7 protein-coding genes are annotated in these 15,205 nt (G+C 69.3%); all 7 read right to left on the bottom strand.

Translation table 11 applies throughout. The features are described from left to right. A partial coding sequence (locus tag ACFV2X_RS44155; protein ID WP_385627279.1) for a type I polyketide synthase occupies positions 1–1,712 on the bottom strand: 1,712 nt, incomplete at its 3' end. A 50-nt stretch (positions 1,713–1,762) separates the two neighbouring features. After that, on the bottom strand, positions 1,763–6,394 hold the full coding sequence (locus tag ACFV2X_RS44150; protein WP_385627277.1) for a beta-ketoacyl synthase N-terminal-like domain-containing protein: 4,632 nt from the start codon (positions 6,392–6,394) through the stop codon (positions 1,763–1,765). Further along, on the bottom strand, positions 6,387–9,548 hold the full coding sequence (locus ACFV2X_RS44145; protein WP_385627275.1) for an amino acid adenylation domain-containing protein: 3,162 nt from the start codon (positions 9,546–9,548) through the stop codon (positions 6,387–6,389). Before ACFV2X_RS44145 ends, ACFV2X_RS44150 begins: the two co-directional genes overlap by 8 nt. Positions 9,549–9,557: 9 nt before the next feature. After that, a complete protein-coding gene (locus ACFV2X_RS44140; RefSeq protein ID WP_385627273.1) occupies positions 9,558–10,718 on the bottom strand; it encodes an acyl-CoA dehydrogenase family protein in 1,161 nt (386 codons plus the stop codon). A gap of 517 nt (positions 10,719–11,235) precedes the next feature. Beyond that, positions 11,236–12,894, bottom strand: coding sequence for a hypothetical protein (locus tag ACFV2X_RS44135; RefSeq protein ID WP_385627271.1), 1,659 nt, complete (start codon positions 12,892–12,894; stop codon positions 11,236–11,238). A 35-nt stretch (positions 12,895–12,929) separates the two neighbouring features. Beyond that, the gene (locus tag ACFV2X_RS44130; RefSeq protein ID WP_385627269.1) at positions 12,930–14,765 is read right to left on the bottom strand and encodes a flavin-containing monooxygenase; all 1,836 of its coding nucleotides are present in this window, start codon (positions 14,763–14,765) and stop codon (positions 12,930–12,932) included. Positions 14,766–14,845: 80 nt separating this feature from the next. Then, the gene (locus tag ACFV2X_RS44125) at positions 14,846–15,163 is read right to left on the bottom strand and encodes a hypothetical protein (RefSeq protein WP_385627268.1); all 318 of its coding nucleotides are present in this window, start codon (positions 15,161–15,163) and stop codon (positions 14,846–14,848) included. Positions 15,164–15,205 lie beyond the last annotated feature (42 nt).

The following is a 15,205-nucleotide window of genomic DNA, read 5'->3' as shown; positions in this document are numbered from 1 at the left end:
TAGAGGATTTTTCGGATGTCGTGGTTGAGGTGGGGTTGGAGTATTTCGGCGCAGGTGTCGATGGCTTGTTTGTAGGTGGGGTGTTGTTCGTAGAGCTGTTGGCCCATGTGGGGGTGTTGGGGGCCTTGGCCGCTGAGGATGAAGATGATGTGGGGGTTGTCGTGGGTGGTGTGGTGGGTGGTGGTGCGGCGGGGGTCGCGTGTTTCCAGGGCGGTGGCGATGTGGTCGGGGGTGGTGCCGTGGACGATGCGGCGGTGCGGGAAGGTATGGCGCCCTTGGGCGAGGGTGTGGGCGGTGCGGGCCAGGTCGGGCTGGTGGGCGCGGAGGTGGTGGGCGAGGCGGTCGGTGGCGGCGTCGAGGGCTTGAGGGGTGCGGGCGGACAGGACGAGAAGGTGTTCGGTATCGCTGTTGGTATCGGTTATGGGTTCGGTTTCTTCAGTTTTAAGTGATACGGGTGGTTCTTCCAGGATCAGATGGGCGTTGGTGCCGCCGAAGCCGAAAGCGCTGATGCCCGCTCGGCGGATGTGGGTCGGCGTGTGCTTCCAGGGCGCGGGCTGGTTATGGATGCGGAAAGGCGTCTGACCGAGATCGATATCGGGGTTGGGGTGGTCGTGATTGATGGTGGGCGGGATGGTTTCGTGGCCGAGGGCCAGGACGGTCTTGATGAGGCCCGCGATACCGGCCGCGGCGTCGAGGTGGCCGATGTTGCCCTTGATGGAGCCCAGGGCGCACGATGCGGGCGGGTTGTTCCCGAACACCCGCGACAGCGCCTGCACCTCGATCGGATCGCCCAGAGCCGTACCCGTTCCGTGTGCCTCCACGTAGTCGATGTCCGACGGCTCGACCCCCGCGCTCGCGTGCGCGGCGGCGACGACGGCGGCCTGACCGGACACGCTCGGTGCGGTGAAACCCACCTTCACCGCACCGTCGTTGTTGACCGCCGATCCCCTGATCACGGCGTGCACGGTGTCGCCGTCGGCCAGCGCGTCCTCCAGCCGCTTGAGCACCACCACCCCGACCCCGGTACCGAAGACGGTCCCCCGTGCGTCGGCGTCGAACGGCCGCACATGACCGTCCGGTGAGAGGAACGAACCCTCCTGATGGAGATAGCCCGCGATATGCGACGCGTTGACGTTGGCAGCTCCCGAAAGCGCCATATCGCATTCGTGGTTCAGCAGCCCCAGGCACGCGGTGTGCACAGCCACCAGAGCCGTCGAGCACGCGGTGCGCAGAGAGAGGCTGGGGCCCTTGAGGTCCAGCTTGTAGGACACCCGGGTGGACAGGAAGCCGAGTTCGTTGGCGACCAGGAGCTGGGTGAGCCCCATGGTGTCCCTGAGGTGCGGGTCCTGCTCGATGAGCGGTAGATATCGATTGGCCCCCGCCCCCGCGTAGACGCCGATGCTGCCGTCGTAGCGCGCCGCGTCGTACCCGGCGTGTTCCAGCGCCTCCCACGCCGCCTCCAGGAACAGCCGGTGCTGTGGGTCCATGACCCGTGCCTCGGCTGCGGTGTAGCCGAAGAACTCGGCGTCGAAAAGGTCCACGCCGTCGAATCGAGCGACCGCCCGCACATAGCCGGGCTGGTTGAACACGTCCGGTGCGACCCCGGCCGAGAGCAGTTCCTCGTCGCTCAGCGGCACGACCGACTCCACGCCGTCCCGCAGATTCGCCCAGAACTCCGTCAGATTCCGCGCCCCGGGAAATCGCCCGGCCATCCCTACGATCGCGATGCCCCCACGGCCGCCGTCCCCGCCCCGCGCCGTGCTCACAGGCTCTCGCCAAGTCCGTCGATGAGCCTGCTCAGCATGCGCACGGTGGGCCCCTCGTAGACGATGGTCAGCGGGACCGCCACGGCCAGGTCTTGGCGCAACCGGTGCACCACCTGGAGGCCGAGCAGTGAACTCCCGCCCAGCTCGAAGAAGTTGTCGTGCACCCCGACACTCTTGAGGCCCAGCAGCCCCTGCCAGATCTCCGCCACCTGCTCCTCCGTATCGCTGCTCGGAGCGACGTAGGGATTGCGCAGGCTGGGGCGTTCATGTCGGCGGGCGGCAGGTGGCGCGTCCTCGACCGGTCCGGCGGCCCACAGCCTTCGGCGGTGTTCCACATCGGCGGTGGAGACGACCAGGTGAGGCTGTGGGGAGGTGTTCAGGAGCTCGTCGAACGCGCGACGCCCCTCCTCGGGCGTCAGGGCGAGCTCCCGGATCGCGGCCCCGAAGCCGCTGTCGTCCTGGGCCCGCCGGGTGAAGAGCCACGCGTCCCAGTTGATGCTCGACCATGGCCGGTCTGCGCGGTGATGGCGCTGTGCGAACGCGTCGAGCACGGCGTTGGCGGAGGCGTACGCGCCAAAGCCCAGACCACCGAGGATCGCGGAGATGGAGGAGGACAGCAGCGCGAAGTCGAGGCGCTGGTCGGCGAGCATGTCCTCCAGCACCAGCGGACCGTAGAGCTTGGGACCGAAGTGCCAGGCGCTTTCGTCGTCCCCCAGCTCGGACACCGACCGGTGGGCGGCGGGGCCGGTTGTGCCGGCACAGTGCAGCACACCGTCGAATGCGCCGAACCGCCGCAGTACCGCTTCCTTCAACCCACCCATGGCCCGGGCGTCGGTGACATCGGCGGCGGCCACCATCACCTCGGAGCCCAGTTCCTCGATGGCGCGTACGGCCTCGATCGCGGACCGGATCCGCGCCGGGTGCTCCGGATCGTCCCAGCCGGCCCGTGGCGGCAGGCCCGTTCGGCCGGTGAGGACGAGGCGTACGGGCTCCCGCTCGGCGAGGGCGCGCGCCATCAGGAGGCCGATCTTGCCCAGCCCTCCGGTGATCAGATACACGCCGTTCCGCCGGACCGCCGGTGCCGCGAGCGGGGGGAGGTCGCACGGGACGTAGGTGGGCGCCCATCGATGTCGGCCGCGCAGGGCGACGGTCCGCTCGACCGGCTCCTGGCCCAGAACCTCCAGAAGTTTCCCGACCGTGGCCCGGGGCGCCTCCGCACCGTCGAGATGGAGGTCCACCTGCGCGCACGTCAGCGACGGATACTCCTGGGCGAGGACCTTGGTCACCCCCTGCACCGCCGCTTTCGGCGGGCACAGCGGCTCGTCCCCCACCACTGAGAAGACCTCGCTCGTCACCAGGTCCCAGCGTTGCGGCCGCAGCATCACATCCGCCTCGGCCGCCTGGGCCCAGCGCACCAGGCTCTCGTACGCGCGGCGCAGCAGCCCCGCGACATCCTCGGCGGACCGGGTCCGGTCGGCGTCGTGGCCGACACCCCAGCAGTGCACCACGCGATCCGGCAGGGCGCCGTCCGCCCGCAGCGCGGCGGCGAGCCGGGCGTAGTGCTCCGGCTGTGCCGGGTCCACCACATATCCGTCCCCACCCCGCACGCCCCACGCGTCGCCCGCCGCCACCGTCCGTACGTCCGCCCCGAGGCCGGCCAGGCGTAGGGCCAGCTCCGAGCCGACCCCGGTCTCGTCGGCGAACACGAGCCATGTGCGGGTGGCGAGCGCACTGGGCGAGCCGGCCGTGGCGGCCGGCAGCCGTTGCCAGGACGGCGCGTAGAACCATTTCGACACCTCGTGGTGCCGGCGCGGCGCGGAGCTCGTGGTGGGCGCCGAAACATCCGGCTCCAGCCAGTATGTGCGGCGCTCGAAGGGGTACGTGGGCAGCCGCACACGGGTCCCTCCCTCCGTACGGGGGAAGGGGTCCTCGCGTCCCGCAAGCCACAGCCGTCCGGCCGCGCGGAGCATCGTCGTCCGATCGGACTGGCTCTCGAAGGGACCGGGCAGGGACGGGACCACGGTCCGGTCGGTCCCGGACCCGGCGGGATGCTGAAGGGCCCCGGTGGTGAGCGTCTGGCCCGGGCCGATCTCGACCAGTGCGATGTCCGGCACGCCCCACAGGGTGTGCAGTCCGTCGGCGAAACGCACCGGGGTGCGGACGTGTTCTGCCCAGTAGTCGGGAGAGGTGGCCTCCTCGTCGGTGATCCACGTACCGCTCACATTGGAGATGAAGGGGACCGTCGGCGGGCTGAGCCGGATTTTCTGCAGCAGCGCCCGGCAGGGTGCGACGACCGGATCGAGGACCGGTGAGTGGAAGGCGTGGCGACTGGTCAGCCGACGGGACACCAGCCCGGCGTCACGCAGCTGATGTGCGGCGTGCTCCACGGCGGCGAGAGTTCCGGACAGGACGGACGTCTGCGGGCCGTTGAGCGCGGCGAGATGGAGGTCGTCACTCGTGTACCGGCGGGCCTCCTCCTCGGCCAGTGGCACGGCGAGCATCGCCCCCTCGCCCTGTTTCTCGATGAGCGTGGCGCGCTCGACCACGAAGCGCAGCGCGTCGGGCAGGGAGAACACCCCGGCCGCACAGGCCGCCACGTACTCGCCGAGACTGTGGCCGATCATGGCATCCGGCCGTACGCCCCACGCGTCCCAGAGCGCGACCAGTGCGTACTCCAACGTGAACAGGGCGGCGTGGCCCGGACGAGGCTCGTCGAGCGGATGCTCACCGCGCTCCGGTTGCAGCAGCATCTGCCTGAACTCGGCCTGCGCCCCGCCCTCCGCGGCGGGCCTGCCGCCGGTGCCCGCGGTGAACATCAACGGGCGGACGTCCTGGCCCAGCAGCGGCTCCAACAGGCTCGCACAGCGGTCCACGGTGTTCCTGAACGCGGGCTCGCGCGCGTAGAGCCCACGCGCCATCCCCGGGAAGTGGGCGCCGAACCCGGTGAACATGAACCCCACGGGGCGGTGGGCCACATCCGGCGCCGTGCCACTGAGCAGCCTGCCGTCGTCCCGCGCCTCGAGCGCGCCGATGGCGTCGTCGGTGTCCGCGCAGACCAGGGTGCGGCGGTACGGGAAGCGGCTGCGGCCGTCGCGGAGGGTGAAGGCGATGTCGGAGAGCGACTGGCCGGGATGGGCGCGCAGATGCGCCAGCAGTCGGTCCGTGGCCGATTCAAGGGCCTCCGGGGTCTTCGCGGAGAGGACCAGCAACTGCTCCTGATCGGCAGCAAGCCCGTTGTCGGTGATCTGCCCGGTGTCGGCGGTCTGCCCGGTGTGCTTCGCCGTGTGCGGCGCCTGCTCGAGGATCACATGCGCGTTGGTCCCGCCGAGTCCGAAGGAGCTGACGGCCGCGCGCCGCGGACCGTCTCCCCCGGGCCAGGGCCGCAGTTCGGTGTTCACATAGAAGGGGCTGTCCGCCAGGCCGAGCCGGGGGTTCGGCTCCGTGAAGTGAAGGCTCGGCGGGATCTGCCCGTGCTCCACGGCGAGAACCGTCTTGATGAGTCCGGCCACCCCCGCGGCCGAGTCCAGATGGCCGATGTTGCTCTTCACCGAGCCGAGCGCGCAATGACCGGTCGGCACCCCTTCGTACGCCGCCGTGAGCGCGGCCACCTCGATGGGGTCGCCGAGCGCGGTGGCTGAGCCGTGCACCTCCAGATACCGGATGCCCTCGGGCGCCACATCGGCGTTGGCGAGCGCCGTGGAGATCACCTTGGCCTGGGTGACGGCACTGGGCGCGCTGAAACCCGCCCGGTTGGCGCCGTCATTGTTGACCGCCGCTCCCTTGATGACGGCATGAATGTGGTCGTTGTCGTTGATCGCGTCCTTGAGACGCTTGAGCACGACCATGCCGACGCCGTCGCCCCCGACCGTTCCGCGCGCCTCGACGTCGAAGGTGCGGCAGAGGCCGTCGGGGGAGAGGATGCCGTCCTGGCTGTACAGATAGCCGTTGCGCCGCATGCCGTCCACCGAGACACCACCCGCCAGGGCCATATCGCACTGGTAGGCGAGCAGGCTCTGACACGCCTGGACGACGGCCACCAGGGAGGTGGAGCAGGCCGACTGCACCGTCACGCTGGGGCCTTCGAGGCCCAGTTTGTACGAGACCCTGCTGCTGAGGAAGTCGGGCCGGTTGCCGATCACGAGTTCCTTGTCGCTCATCGTCTCGTGGGCGCCGGGGCGCGTACCGATGTTGAACAGCAGATATGTGTTGTGGCCCGCGCCCGCGTAGACGCCGACGAGTCCGTCGTAGCGTCCCGGGGCGTGCCCGGCGCTCTCCAGCGCTTCCCAGGCGCACTCCAGCAGCACCCGGTGTTGCGGGTCCATGAGCTCGGCCTCCCGGGGGGAGTAGCCGAAGAACGCCGCGTCGAACGTCTCGCTGCCCTCGAGCAGATAGCCGGCGCGGACGAACCGGGGGTCGTCGAGCGTACGGGGGTCCACGCCACGCGCGGCGAGTTCTTCCTTGTCGAAGCGGGTGACCGCGCATTCCCCCGCCTTGAGGTTGCGCCAGAACGCGTCGATGTCCCCGGCCTTCGGGAAACGCCCGGACATCCCCACGATCGCGATGTCCAGACTGTCCTCGTCGAGGTCGTCCTCGAACTCGCCGTAAGCTCCGGGAGACTGCTCACTCATGCTGACCTCGTCTCGCTCGCAACTGCTGTTGGCGGCGTTTCAACAACGCGTTCTGCTGGACCCCCTCGGACTGCCGCTCGGAACGGGGACGCTCCGGACGACGTTGCCGCCCGGACAGGAGCGCGGCCTGCGCCCGCACGGTGGTGTGCTGGAACAGCGACAGCAACTCCACTTCCCGGCCGGCCGCGGCCTGCAGCCGGTGCTGGAGCTCGACCAGCAGCAGGGAGTGCCCGCCGACGTCGAAGAAGTTCTGGTCGGCCCGCACGCTTTCGGTGTGCAGTACGTCCTGCCACACCGCGGCCACGACCCGTTCCAGCTCGTTCGCGAGAGGGAGCGCGGGGCCCTCGCCCGCGCCGGGGGCGGCCGGGGCGGGCAGCGCCGCGCGGTCGACCTTGCCGTGAGCCGACAAGGGGATACGGGGCAGGACGACCAGCGACCGCGGGACCATGTGGGGTGACAGCCGTTCGTACAGATGCCGTTCGAGCTCGGGGCGGCCGACCGCTCCCGGGCCCACCGTCTCGTAGTACGCCACGATCCGACGGTCACCGGGCTTGTCCTCGCGTACGACCGTCGCGGCGTTCCGTACCCCGGGGTGGCTCCCCAGCGCGGCGTCGATCTCGCCCAGGTCCACGCGGAAGCCGCGGACCTTGATCTGGTCGTCGCGCCGCCCCAGGAACGCGATCGTGCCATCGGCGAGCCGCCGGACCATGTCGCCCGTGCGATACAGCCGGGGGCCCTTCGGCTCGTCGGAGGTGGCGGGGCCGAAGGCGGTTGCGGTGAGGTCGTCGTGGCGGTGATAGCCGCGGGCGAGGTTGGCGCCACCGATGAGGAGTTCACCGGCCACACCGGCGGGCAGCGCACGGCCCGCCTCGTCGACGACATGGGCCTGGGTGCCGGGCAGCGGGACACCCAGGGGCGCCGTGTCCCACTCGGCGTCCAGATGCTCGGAAACGTCGAGAGCGAGAACGCCGACTGTGGTCTCGGTGGGTCCGTAGTGATTGAACACCCGGCAGTTGGGGGCGCTCCGCTGGATCTCCCGTAACCAGCGCCAATCCGATGCCTCGCCGCCGACGACGAGCAGTCGCCGGGGCAGCAACTCGGGGAAGCGGGGCGAGGACTGGAGCGCACGCAGATGGGAGGGCGCGATCTTCAGAAAGTCGACGCCCCACCTGGCCACCCAGTCCGCCAGCTTGTTCGCGTCCAGGGCGGTGTCCCGGGCGATGAGATGCAGCTCACCGCCCGTGCACAGCGGCGGGGTCAGCATGGTCACACTGGAGTCCACCGTGAGCGGTTGCACCATGGCGCAGCGCATCGGCCCATCGATGCCGAACCGGCTGATGACGGCCATGGTGTAGCTGACCAGCTGACGGTTCTCCACCACCACCCCCTTCGGCCTGCCTGTGGAGCCGGAGGTGTAGAGCAGATAGGCGGCGTGTGACAGGGCGCCGGGTGCGACGGCCGTGTTCTGTGCGGGCCTGTCCCGCAAGGCGGTCCACGCCGTGTCGAGTGCGACGATCCGGTACGTCCCCAGGTCCCCGGGTTCGGCCGCTCCTGCCACCACGATGGTGCTGACGCCCGCGTCGCTGAGGATGCCGTCCCTGCGCTTGACGGGATCACGCGGATCCACGGGTACGTAAGCGCCCCCCGCCTTGAGGATGCCCAGGACCGCCACCACCATCTCCGGACAGCGCTCCATGCGGATACCGACGGTGACTTCGGGGCCGACGCCCAGTTCGCGTAACAGGTGGGCCAGCTGATTGGCTCTGGCGTTGAGCTCGCGGTACGTCAGGGTTGTGCCGTCGGCCCGCAGCGCGAGGGCGCCCGGGGTACGGGCGGCCTGCTCCTCGAAGAGCTGGGAGAACGTCCGGTCCGGCGGATCGGCCGCGACGCTGTTCAGCTCGTCGAAGATGCGTTCCTCGTCCGCGGTGAGCAGGGGCAGCTCGGCCACCGGCCGATCGAGGTCCTCGGTCACGCCGAGGAGCAGTGTGCTGAGGTGTCCGACGGCGCGGCGCGCTGTGGACTCGTCGAACACATCGGTGGCAAAGAGCAGGTGGCCGGATAACCGGTCCCCGTCATCCGTCAGATGGAGAGCCAGATCACCCACGATGGCGGGGCTGTACTCCGGCCGGTACGTCATGGTGAGGCCGGCCACATCGCCGCTGATCCGTGGAGCGGCCCGGTACGAGAATCCGGGATGGCCGAGCGCGGCGCCGTGTCCGGCGGTGGCTGCCTCCAACTGCCGCCGCACCTCGCGGACCAGTTCCCGAAACGGCAGCGTGGCGTGGATCGCGCACCGTACCGCGACCTCCGACTCGAAGCAGCCCGGAACACCGGCGTCGCCCGGGTGTCTGCGGCCCGGAGCCGGAACGGAGACGATCAGGTCCGACTGCCCGCTGTAACGGTGCAGCAGCACCAGATACGCCGCCAGCAGCGCCGCGTCGAGGCCGCGGCCCTCCCTTGTGCGCAGTGCTGTCGAGGCCGGTTCGGGGATGTCGAAGAGCACGGCCTGGGCGCGCAGATCGCGGTGGAGGGGGATCGGCCGGTCCCAGGGGAGCTCCGGCGCGGGGGGCGGTTCGGGGGTGTTCTCCGGGGGGTGCGGCGCTGGGGCCTGCGGCTCCCGGGAGTACGACTCTGAGGCATGTGGTGGGGCGTCAGTCTGGTCGGTGACTCGCGCCTCGTAGGCGGCAGCGGTCTGCGACACCAAGAGCTCCAGCGACGCTCGGTCGCACACCAGACGGTGCGTCACCACCACGAGTATGTGTTCCCGCTCCCCGCCCCGGATCAGACCGGCCCGGACGAGCAGCCCCCGCGCCGGGTCGAAGGGGGCCCGTACGGTGTCGGACACCAACTCGTCGACTCGACTGGTGCGTTCACTCCGTGGGAATGGACAGACGTCATGGTGTGTGACGGGTACGTCGGGTCGGGCGCCGAGCGGCAGGGGGGTGCCGTCCACCGCGTCGAAGCGAGCGCCGATCGACGGGTGTCGCGACAGGACCGAACGAAACGCGGAAACCAGCGCATCCGGGTCGAGGGTGCCGTGCAGTTCCAGTCGGCAGGCCACATGCGGAAGCGGGCTGTCCCGTACCAGTCGGCTCAGCAGCCATGCCTGCTCCTGCGCGGCCGACAGGGCCCGTGGGGAAGAAGGATGCGTCATGAGACTGCCTCATAACTGGACCGAGTCGTCGGCCGGATGATGGACGCGACTGCTCCAGCGGCCGAGGAGCGTCTGGTGGATCTGCGTCGTCCCCTCGATGATCTCCATGACCTTGGCGTCCCGGAACGGCCGCGCGACCGGCGATTCCCCGCCGATGCCGCGTGCCCCGTGGATCTGCACCGCGTCGGAGGCCACGCGATTGGCCATGGTGGAGGAGAAGTACTTGGCGACCAGCGTCTGATGGACGGCGTCCGAGGCCCTGGTCTCCTTCGCGACCCCGGCCTCCCAGCACAGCAGCCGTGCCGCCCGTACGCCGGTGATCATGTCGGCGAGCATGCGCTGCACCAGCTGATGCTCCATGATCACGCTGTCGTACTGCGTGCGCTTCTCGGCGTACCCGGTCGACGCGTCGAGGCACGCCTGGGCGAGTCCCACGCACCCCCATGCGGTGCTGTAACGGCCGATGTCGAGTGCGGACGACGCGACGAACGCGAGCCCCGAGCCGGGGCGGCCGACCATGGCGTCAGAGGGGATACGGCAGTCGTCGAAAGTGATCCGGGCCAGCATCGAGCCCCGCAGGCCGAGCAGGTTTCGCAGCGGTTCGACATATATGCCCGGAGAGTCGCGGTCCACCAGAAAAGCGGTGTGGTGCCCTTCGTACTGGGCGAATACCAGGAAGGCGTCGGCGAGTTGACCGAAGCTGATCCATTCCTTCACGCCGTTCAGCACCAGATCAGGGCCGTCGGGCCGCGCCTCGGTCGTTACGCTCTTGGCGTCGCTGCCCACTCCGGGCTCCGTGAGGGCGAACGCGAGGACCGCCTCGCCCGCGGCGACGGCCGGAAGCCAGCGTGCGCGCTGCGCGGGCGTACCCCACTTCCAGATGGAATGGGACACCATGTCCTCGACGGCGACGAAATTGCGCACCGTGGAGCAGGCGCGCCCCATCTCCTCGGACAGGAGGCCGTAGGTCACGGTGTCCCTGGCCGAGCCGCCCCAGTCCTCCGGCAGCAGCGAGGAGATCCATCCTTCATCAGCGAGGTCCTTGACAATCGCCCGCGGAAGTTCCTGTTCCGCGTCGCACATATCCGCCCGGGGCGCCAGGGCCGTATCCGCGAACTTCCGGAACCGCCTCCAGTCCGCTCGCTGTCCCGTCGTCAGCTGGCTGATCATCAGTGGTTTCTCCGCTCTTTGGGGTGAAGGCACTGTTCAGCAGCCCCGTGGTGAGCGCGGCGGTGGGCGCTCCAGGCTCGGGGAGGTCGGGCGTGGGCCAAGAAGGACCAACGGCCGATGAGATTGAAGAGGAACATGTCATTCGGGCTGAGTCGGCCCGATGCAATGGCGTCGCCGCTCTGGTCGGCTGTTCCCACAGGTTCCTGCTGTGCCAAGCGGAACGGGGTGATCCGAGTCAGCCGCGCCAATTCCCAATATCGGGCGGCGTCTTTATGGGCGGAACTCTTTCAGCAAACTTGCACGGTGAGGTCGCTCAGGCCCGTCACTCCACAACAGCTAAAGAGGCTAACCCATGCCTCCGTCGGCGGCAATGCTTCCGGCAAAGCTGATGGGAAGGAGGGGAAGGTGTCAAATGGAAGGTTATGCGGAGAGGCGTCGCCCACCGCCGTCTGGACCTATACGAAGCCCAGACGACGATGCGAGCGTCATTCTTCTCCCGCTTCTCCCGGGGCAGTTGTCAGGCGCCGGTCCGGACCGGGGTCAGCCGGAGTACGGTGCCCTCGCCGTTGGCAGACAGGAGCAGGGAGCCCTCCGGGGCGACGGCGAGGCCGGCGAACCGGATGGCCATTCCCGGCAGGCCGCCGGTGAACAGCGCGGGCTGGGCGCGGGGGACGACGCCCGGGGGCGGTCCGACCGGCAGGTCCTCCGCGTCGATTCTGCTTTCCCCCGTGGTGAGTGAGATCGCCCGGAGCCTGCGGTGACCGGTCTCCACAGTGAAGAGCTCGTCACCCAGGACCGCCAGTCCCTGCGGCGCCCCGAGACCGTCCGCGACGGTCACTGTCTCCCCGTCGTCGATCCGGTGCACCGCCCCGAGCCGGTCGTCACTCACATAGCAGCGCCCCTCCTCGTCGAAGGCCACATCCACGGGGTGGTCGAGCCCTTCGGCGAGCGGAGTGACGGTGCCGTTGTCGTCGATGGCCACGACCCGGCCGGCGCCCGCCTCGGCGACGACGAGCGAGCCGTCCGGCCCCACGGCGATCCCCAGGGGCTGCCTCAGCCCGGATGCCCGGTTCCGGGTGGTCCTGTGCACCGGGTCGTAGGTGTGGACGTCACCGAACTGCGAGGTGAGGTGCAGCAGTTCGCCGTCGGCGGCGATCCCATGGGAGAAGCACAGGAAGGCGGCCGTGGTCACGGCCCCCGGCTCGTCGTCGACGGAGACTTGCAGGGAGCTTTCGCGGGAGGTGTCGGGGGAGACGGCGGGGCTCGCCAGGCGGTAGTGGTCGGCCGCGTACACCGTGCCACCCAGATCGACCGTCACCCCGTAGGGCCCGTCGAGCCCGCGTGGCACGATCTCGCGAGTCCTGCCGTCGGACTGCATCTCCATGATGCCGCCGCTGGCGTAGCTGGAGAGGAACATCCTGTTCTCGGTGTCGAACGCCGCGTTGTCCAGGCCCACCACACCGCTGTGGACGAGCGCCCGAGACCCGGTGCCGTGCACATCGATGCGGGTCACGATGCCTTCCACGCCCCGCGACAGGACATGCAGCACACCGCCCTGGTCGAAGCGGACCGCGACCGGCTGGTGCACATCCTCCGCGACCACCTCGGGCGTACCGCCGTCCGGAGGTATCCGCCAGACCTGGCCGCTGAGCATATGCGGATAGTAGAGATGGCCGTCCGGGCCGAGCTGCATCGCATTGCCCATGGCCAGCCCCTCGGTGAGCACCACCGGGCTACCGCCGGACGGGAAGAGTTCCATCAGGCGGCCGTCGGGTTTCATCTCGTTGATGAAGAGCCGGTCGCCGATGCACGTGATGCCGTTGGGGTTGGTGACCTCGTCGGACACGAGGGTGTACGCCCCCTCGGGGCTGCGGCGCCACACCCGGCCGGGGACCAGGTCGGTGATGTACATCGAGCCGTCCGCCCCGAAGGCGAGGTCGTCCGGTGACTGGACCGGGCTGTCCATCGGCATGATCACCTCGACGTCCCCGGTGGCAGGGTCGACGGCGCTGATCTGCCCGGCGAGGAACTGGGCGACGTACAGCCGCCCGTCGGGCCCGAAGGCGACCCCGTTGGAACCCCACAGCCGGTTGGGCTGGTTGAGTCGCTGCACCTCCCAACGGCTGCTGGTGGCCCGGCTGCGGCCGGTCGCGTCGAACCGGCTGGGTGACACCATCGCGTCGTTGCCCACCTTCTCGGAACCCCCGGTCTTCACTGAGCCTCGACAAGGACGTCGTTCATCCCGTCGTCCGCACCACGCCAGCGCCGCAGCAGCTCATGGAACGCGACCGGGCCGTCGCCGTAGGACTCGCTCCGCTGACGCGGCCGGCCCTCGTTGTTGTAGTAGCCGGGGGTGCACTCGGCATGGAATTTCTGCAGGTCGGCAGCGCTCTGGCGGATCGTCGCCACCCATTGGTCCTGCGCCGTGACCGTCGGCTCGACATACCGGGCCTGCCGCTTGCGCGCCTCGGCGACGACCTCGGCGATATGGCGCGCCTGCTCGTCGAGGACGTGGACGAAATTGACGGCGCTGGCGTTCTGCACCGGGCCGAGCTGGAAGAGGTTGGGGAAGCCGTGGCTGTAGAACCCGTGGAGTGTCCTCGGGCCCTCCTTCCAGGAGTCCATCAGGGACACCCCGCCCCTGCCGTACACCGGGAGCTTCCCGGACATGACCCCCGAGACACCGACCTCGAATCCGGTCGCGAAGACGATGCAGTCGACGTCGTACTCCACCCCGCCGACGACCACCGCGCTCTCGGCGATCCGCTCCACGCCATGGGTGTCGGCCGTGTCCACCAGGCTGACATTGGGCCGGTTGAAGGTCTGGAGATAGGTGTCACTGAACGTGGGCCGCTTGCACATATAGCGGTACCAGGGCTTGAGCTTTTCCGCCGTTTCCGGGTCTTCCACGAGGGTGTCCACGCGGGCCCGCAACTCGTTCATCTTCTGGAAGTCGGAGATCTCGTAGGCGCGTTCCCGTTCCTCGGGCTCGATGTGGGCATAGCTGTTGGTCGGGATCATCTTCTCGTACAGCCGGGCACTGCTGGTCCAGGCGTCGTTCACCAGGTCCTCGTCGGCCCGTACGCCCGTGACGACCTTGAGGAAGTTCTCCATGCGCCGCCGCTGCCAGCCCGGCCCGAGCGACTCGGCCCACTTGGACTCGGTGGGCCGGTTGTCGCGCACATCCACCGAGGACGGTGTGCGCTGGAATACGTACAGGTGTCGTGCGTCGGCCCCGAGATGCGGCACGACCTGGACGGCGGTCGCGCCCGTGCCGATCAGGGCCACGCGTTCGTCGGCGAGCTTGTCCAGGCCGCCACCCGCATCCCCTCCGGTATAGGCGTAGTCCCAGCGGCTGGTGTGGAACGTGTGCCCCTTAAAGCTTTCGATCCCGGGGATGCCGGGAAGCTTGGGCTGGCTGAGCGTCCCGCCGGCCACCGCGACGAAGCGCGCCCGCATCTCATCACCGCGGTCGGTGGAGACGATCCACTCCGACTCGGCCTCGTCCCAGCGCAGTTCGGTTGCCTGCGTCTGGAAGCAGGCGTCGTCGTAGAGGTGGAAGCGGCGCGCGATGGCGCAGGCGTGCAGCCGGATCTCCTCTCCCGGCGCGTACCGCCACTTCGGGACGTATCCGACCTCCTCCAACAGCGGCATATAGACGTACGACTCGATGTCGCAGTGGATGCCCGGGTAGCGGTTCCAGTACCAGGTACCGCCGAAGTCGCCGCCCTTCTCGATCACTCGGATCGACTCCACGCCGGCCTGCCGCAGCCGCGCCGCGGCGAGAAGGCCCCCGAACCCGCCGCCGATGACCAGCGCTTCGACCCGGTCGCGCAGCGGTTCGCGGGTGAACCCACGGTCGGCGTGGGGGTCGTCCTCGAAGTAGCCGAACTGGCCGGTGGTGCTCTGGTACTGGGCCTTGCCGTCGGGGCGGATCCGGCGGTCACGCTCGGCGCGGTAGCGGGCTCGCAACTCGTCCGGATCGAAGCCAAGTTGCTCGGGATCGGTGGGGGTGAGGCCGGGGGCTGTGGGGGGAACACCACTCACGACGGGAAGTCTCCTTGCTCCATGATTGCGGTCTGCGCGCCAGTCAACCCAGTGCACCTTCAATCAGTCAATCGATTGATTTAAATTTGGCCACGATGTCTGCCACGGTGTCCGCCACGGCGACAGCGACCGAGGAGTTCCTTGTCGACCAGCACGAAGGGCATACCGGAGCGTTGGATGAGCTCGATGGCGGTGGGGTCGAGCAGAAGGGCGACGCAGGTGTCCACATGGTCCACCACGGTCGCGGCCACCGCGGTCTCCCGTTCCAGGGCGGACCCGGTGCTGTAGATGGCGACCTGCCAGCCGCGCTCGTCGGCCACCTCCAGCACCCGCTGCCGCGTGGCGGGGCCGATCTCCGGTTTGTCGTTGACCGCGCGGGAGACGGTCTGCCGGGACACGTACGAGAGCGCTCACGTGAACGCTCCCGCCCCGATCACCGC

The sequence above is a fragment of the Streptomyces sp. NPDC059679 genome (assembly GCF_042734105.1).
Lineage (GTDB): Bacteria > Actinomycetota > Actinomycetes > Streptomycetales > Streptomycetaceae > Streptomyces.
This window is presented reverse-complemented; position numbering and strand designations above follow the sequence as displayed.

What these genes read in the sequence shown, in the direction of transcription:
- ACFV2X_RS44150 (WP_385627277.1), bottom strand. Translation starts at nt 6,394, where the DNA reads ATGAGTGAGCAGTCTCCCGGAGCTTACGGCGAGTTCGAGGACGACCTC.
- ACFV2X_RS44145 (WP_385627275.1), bottom strand. Translation starts at nt 9,548, where the DNA reads ATGACGCATCCTTCTTCCCCACGGGCCCTGTCGGCCGCGCAGGAGCAG.
- ACFV2X_RS44140 (WP_385627273.1), bottom strand. Translation starts at nt 10,718, where the DNA reads ATGATCAGCCAGCTGACGACGGGACAGCGAGCGGACTGGAGGCGGTTC.
- ACFV2X_RS44135 (WP_385627271.1), bottom strand. Translation starts at nt 12,894, where the DNA reads ATGGTGTCACCCAGCCGGTTCGACGCGACCGGCCGCAGCCGGGCCACC.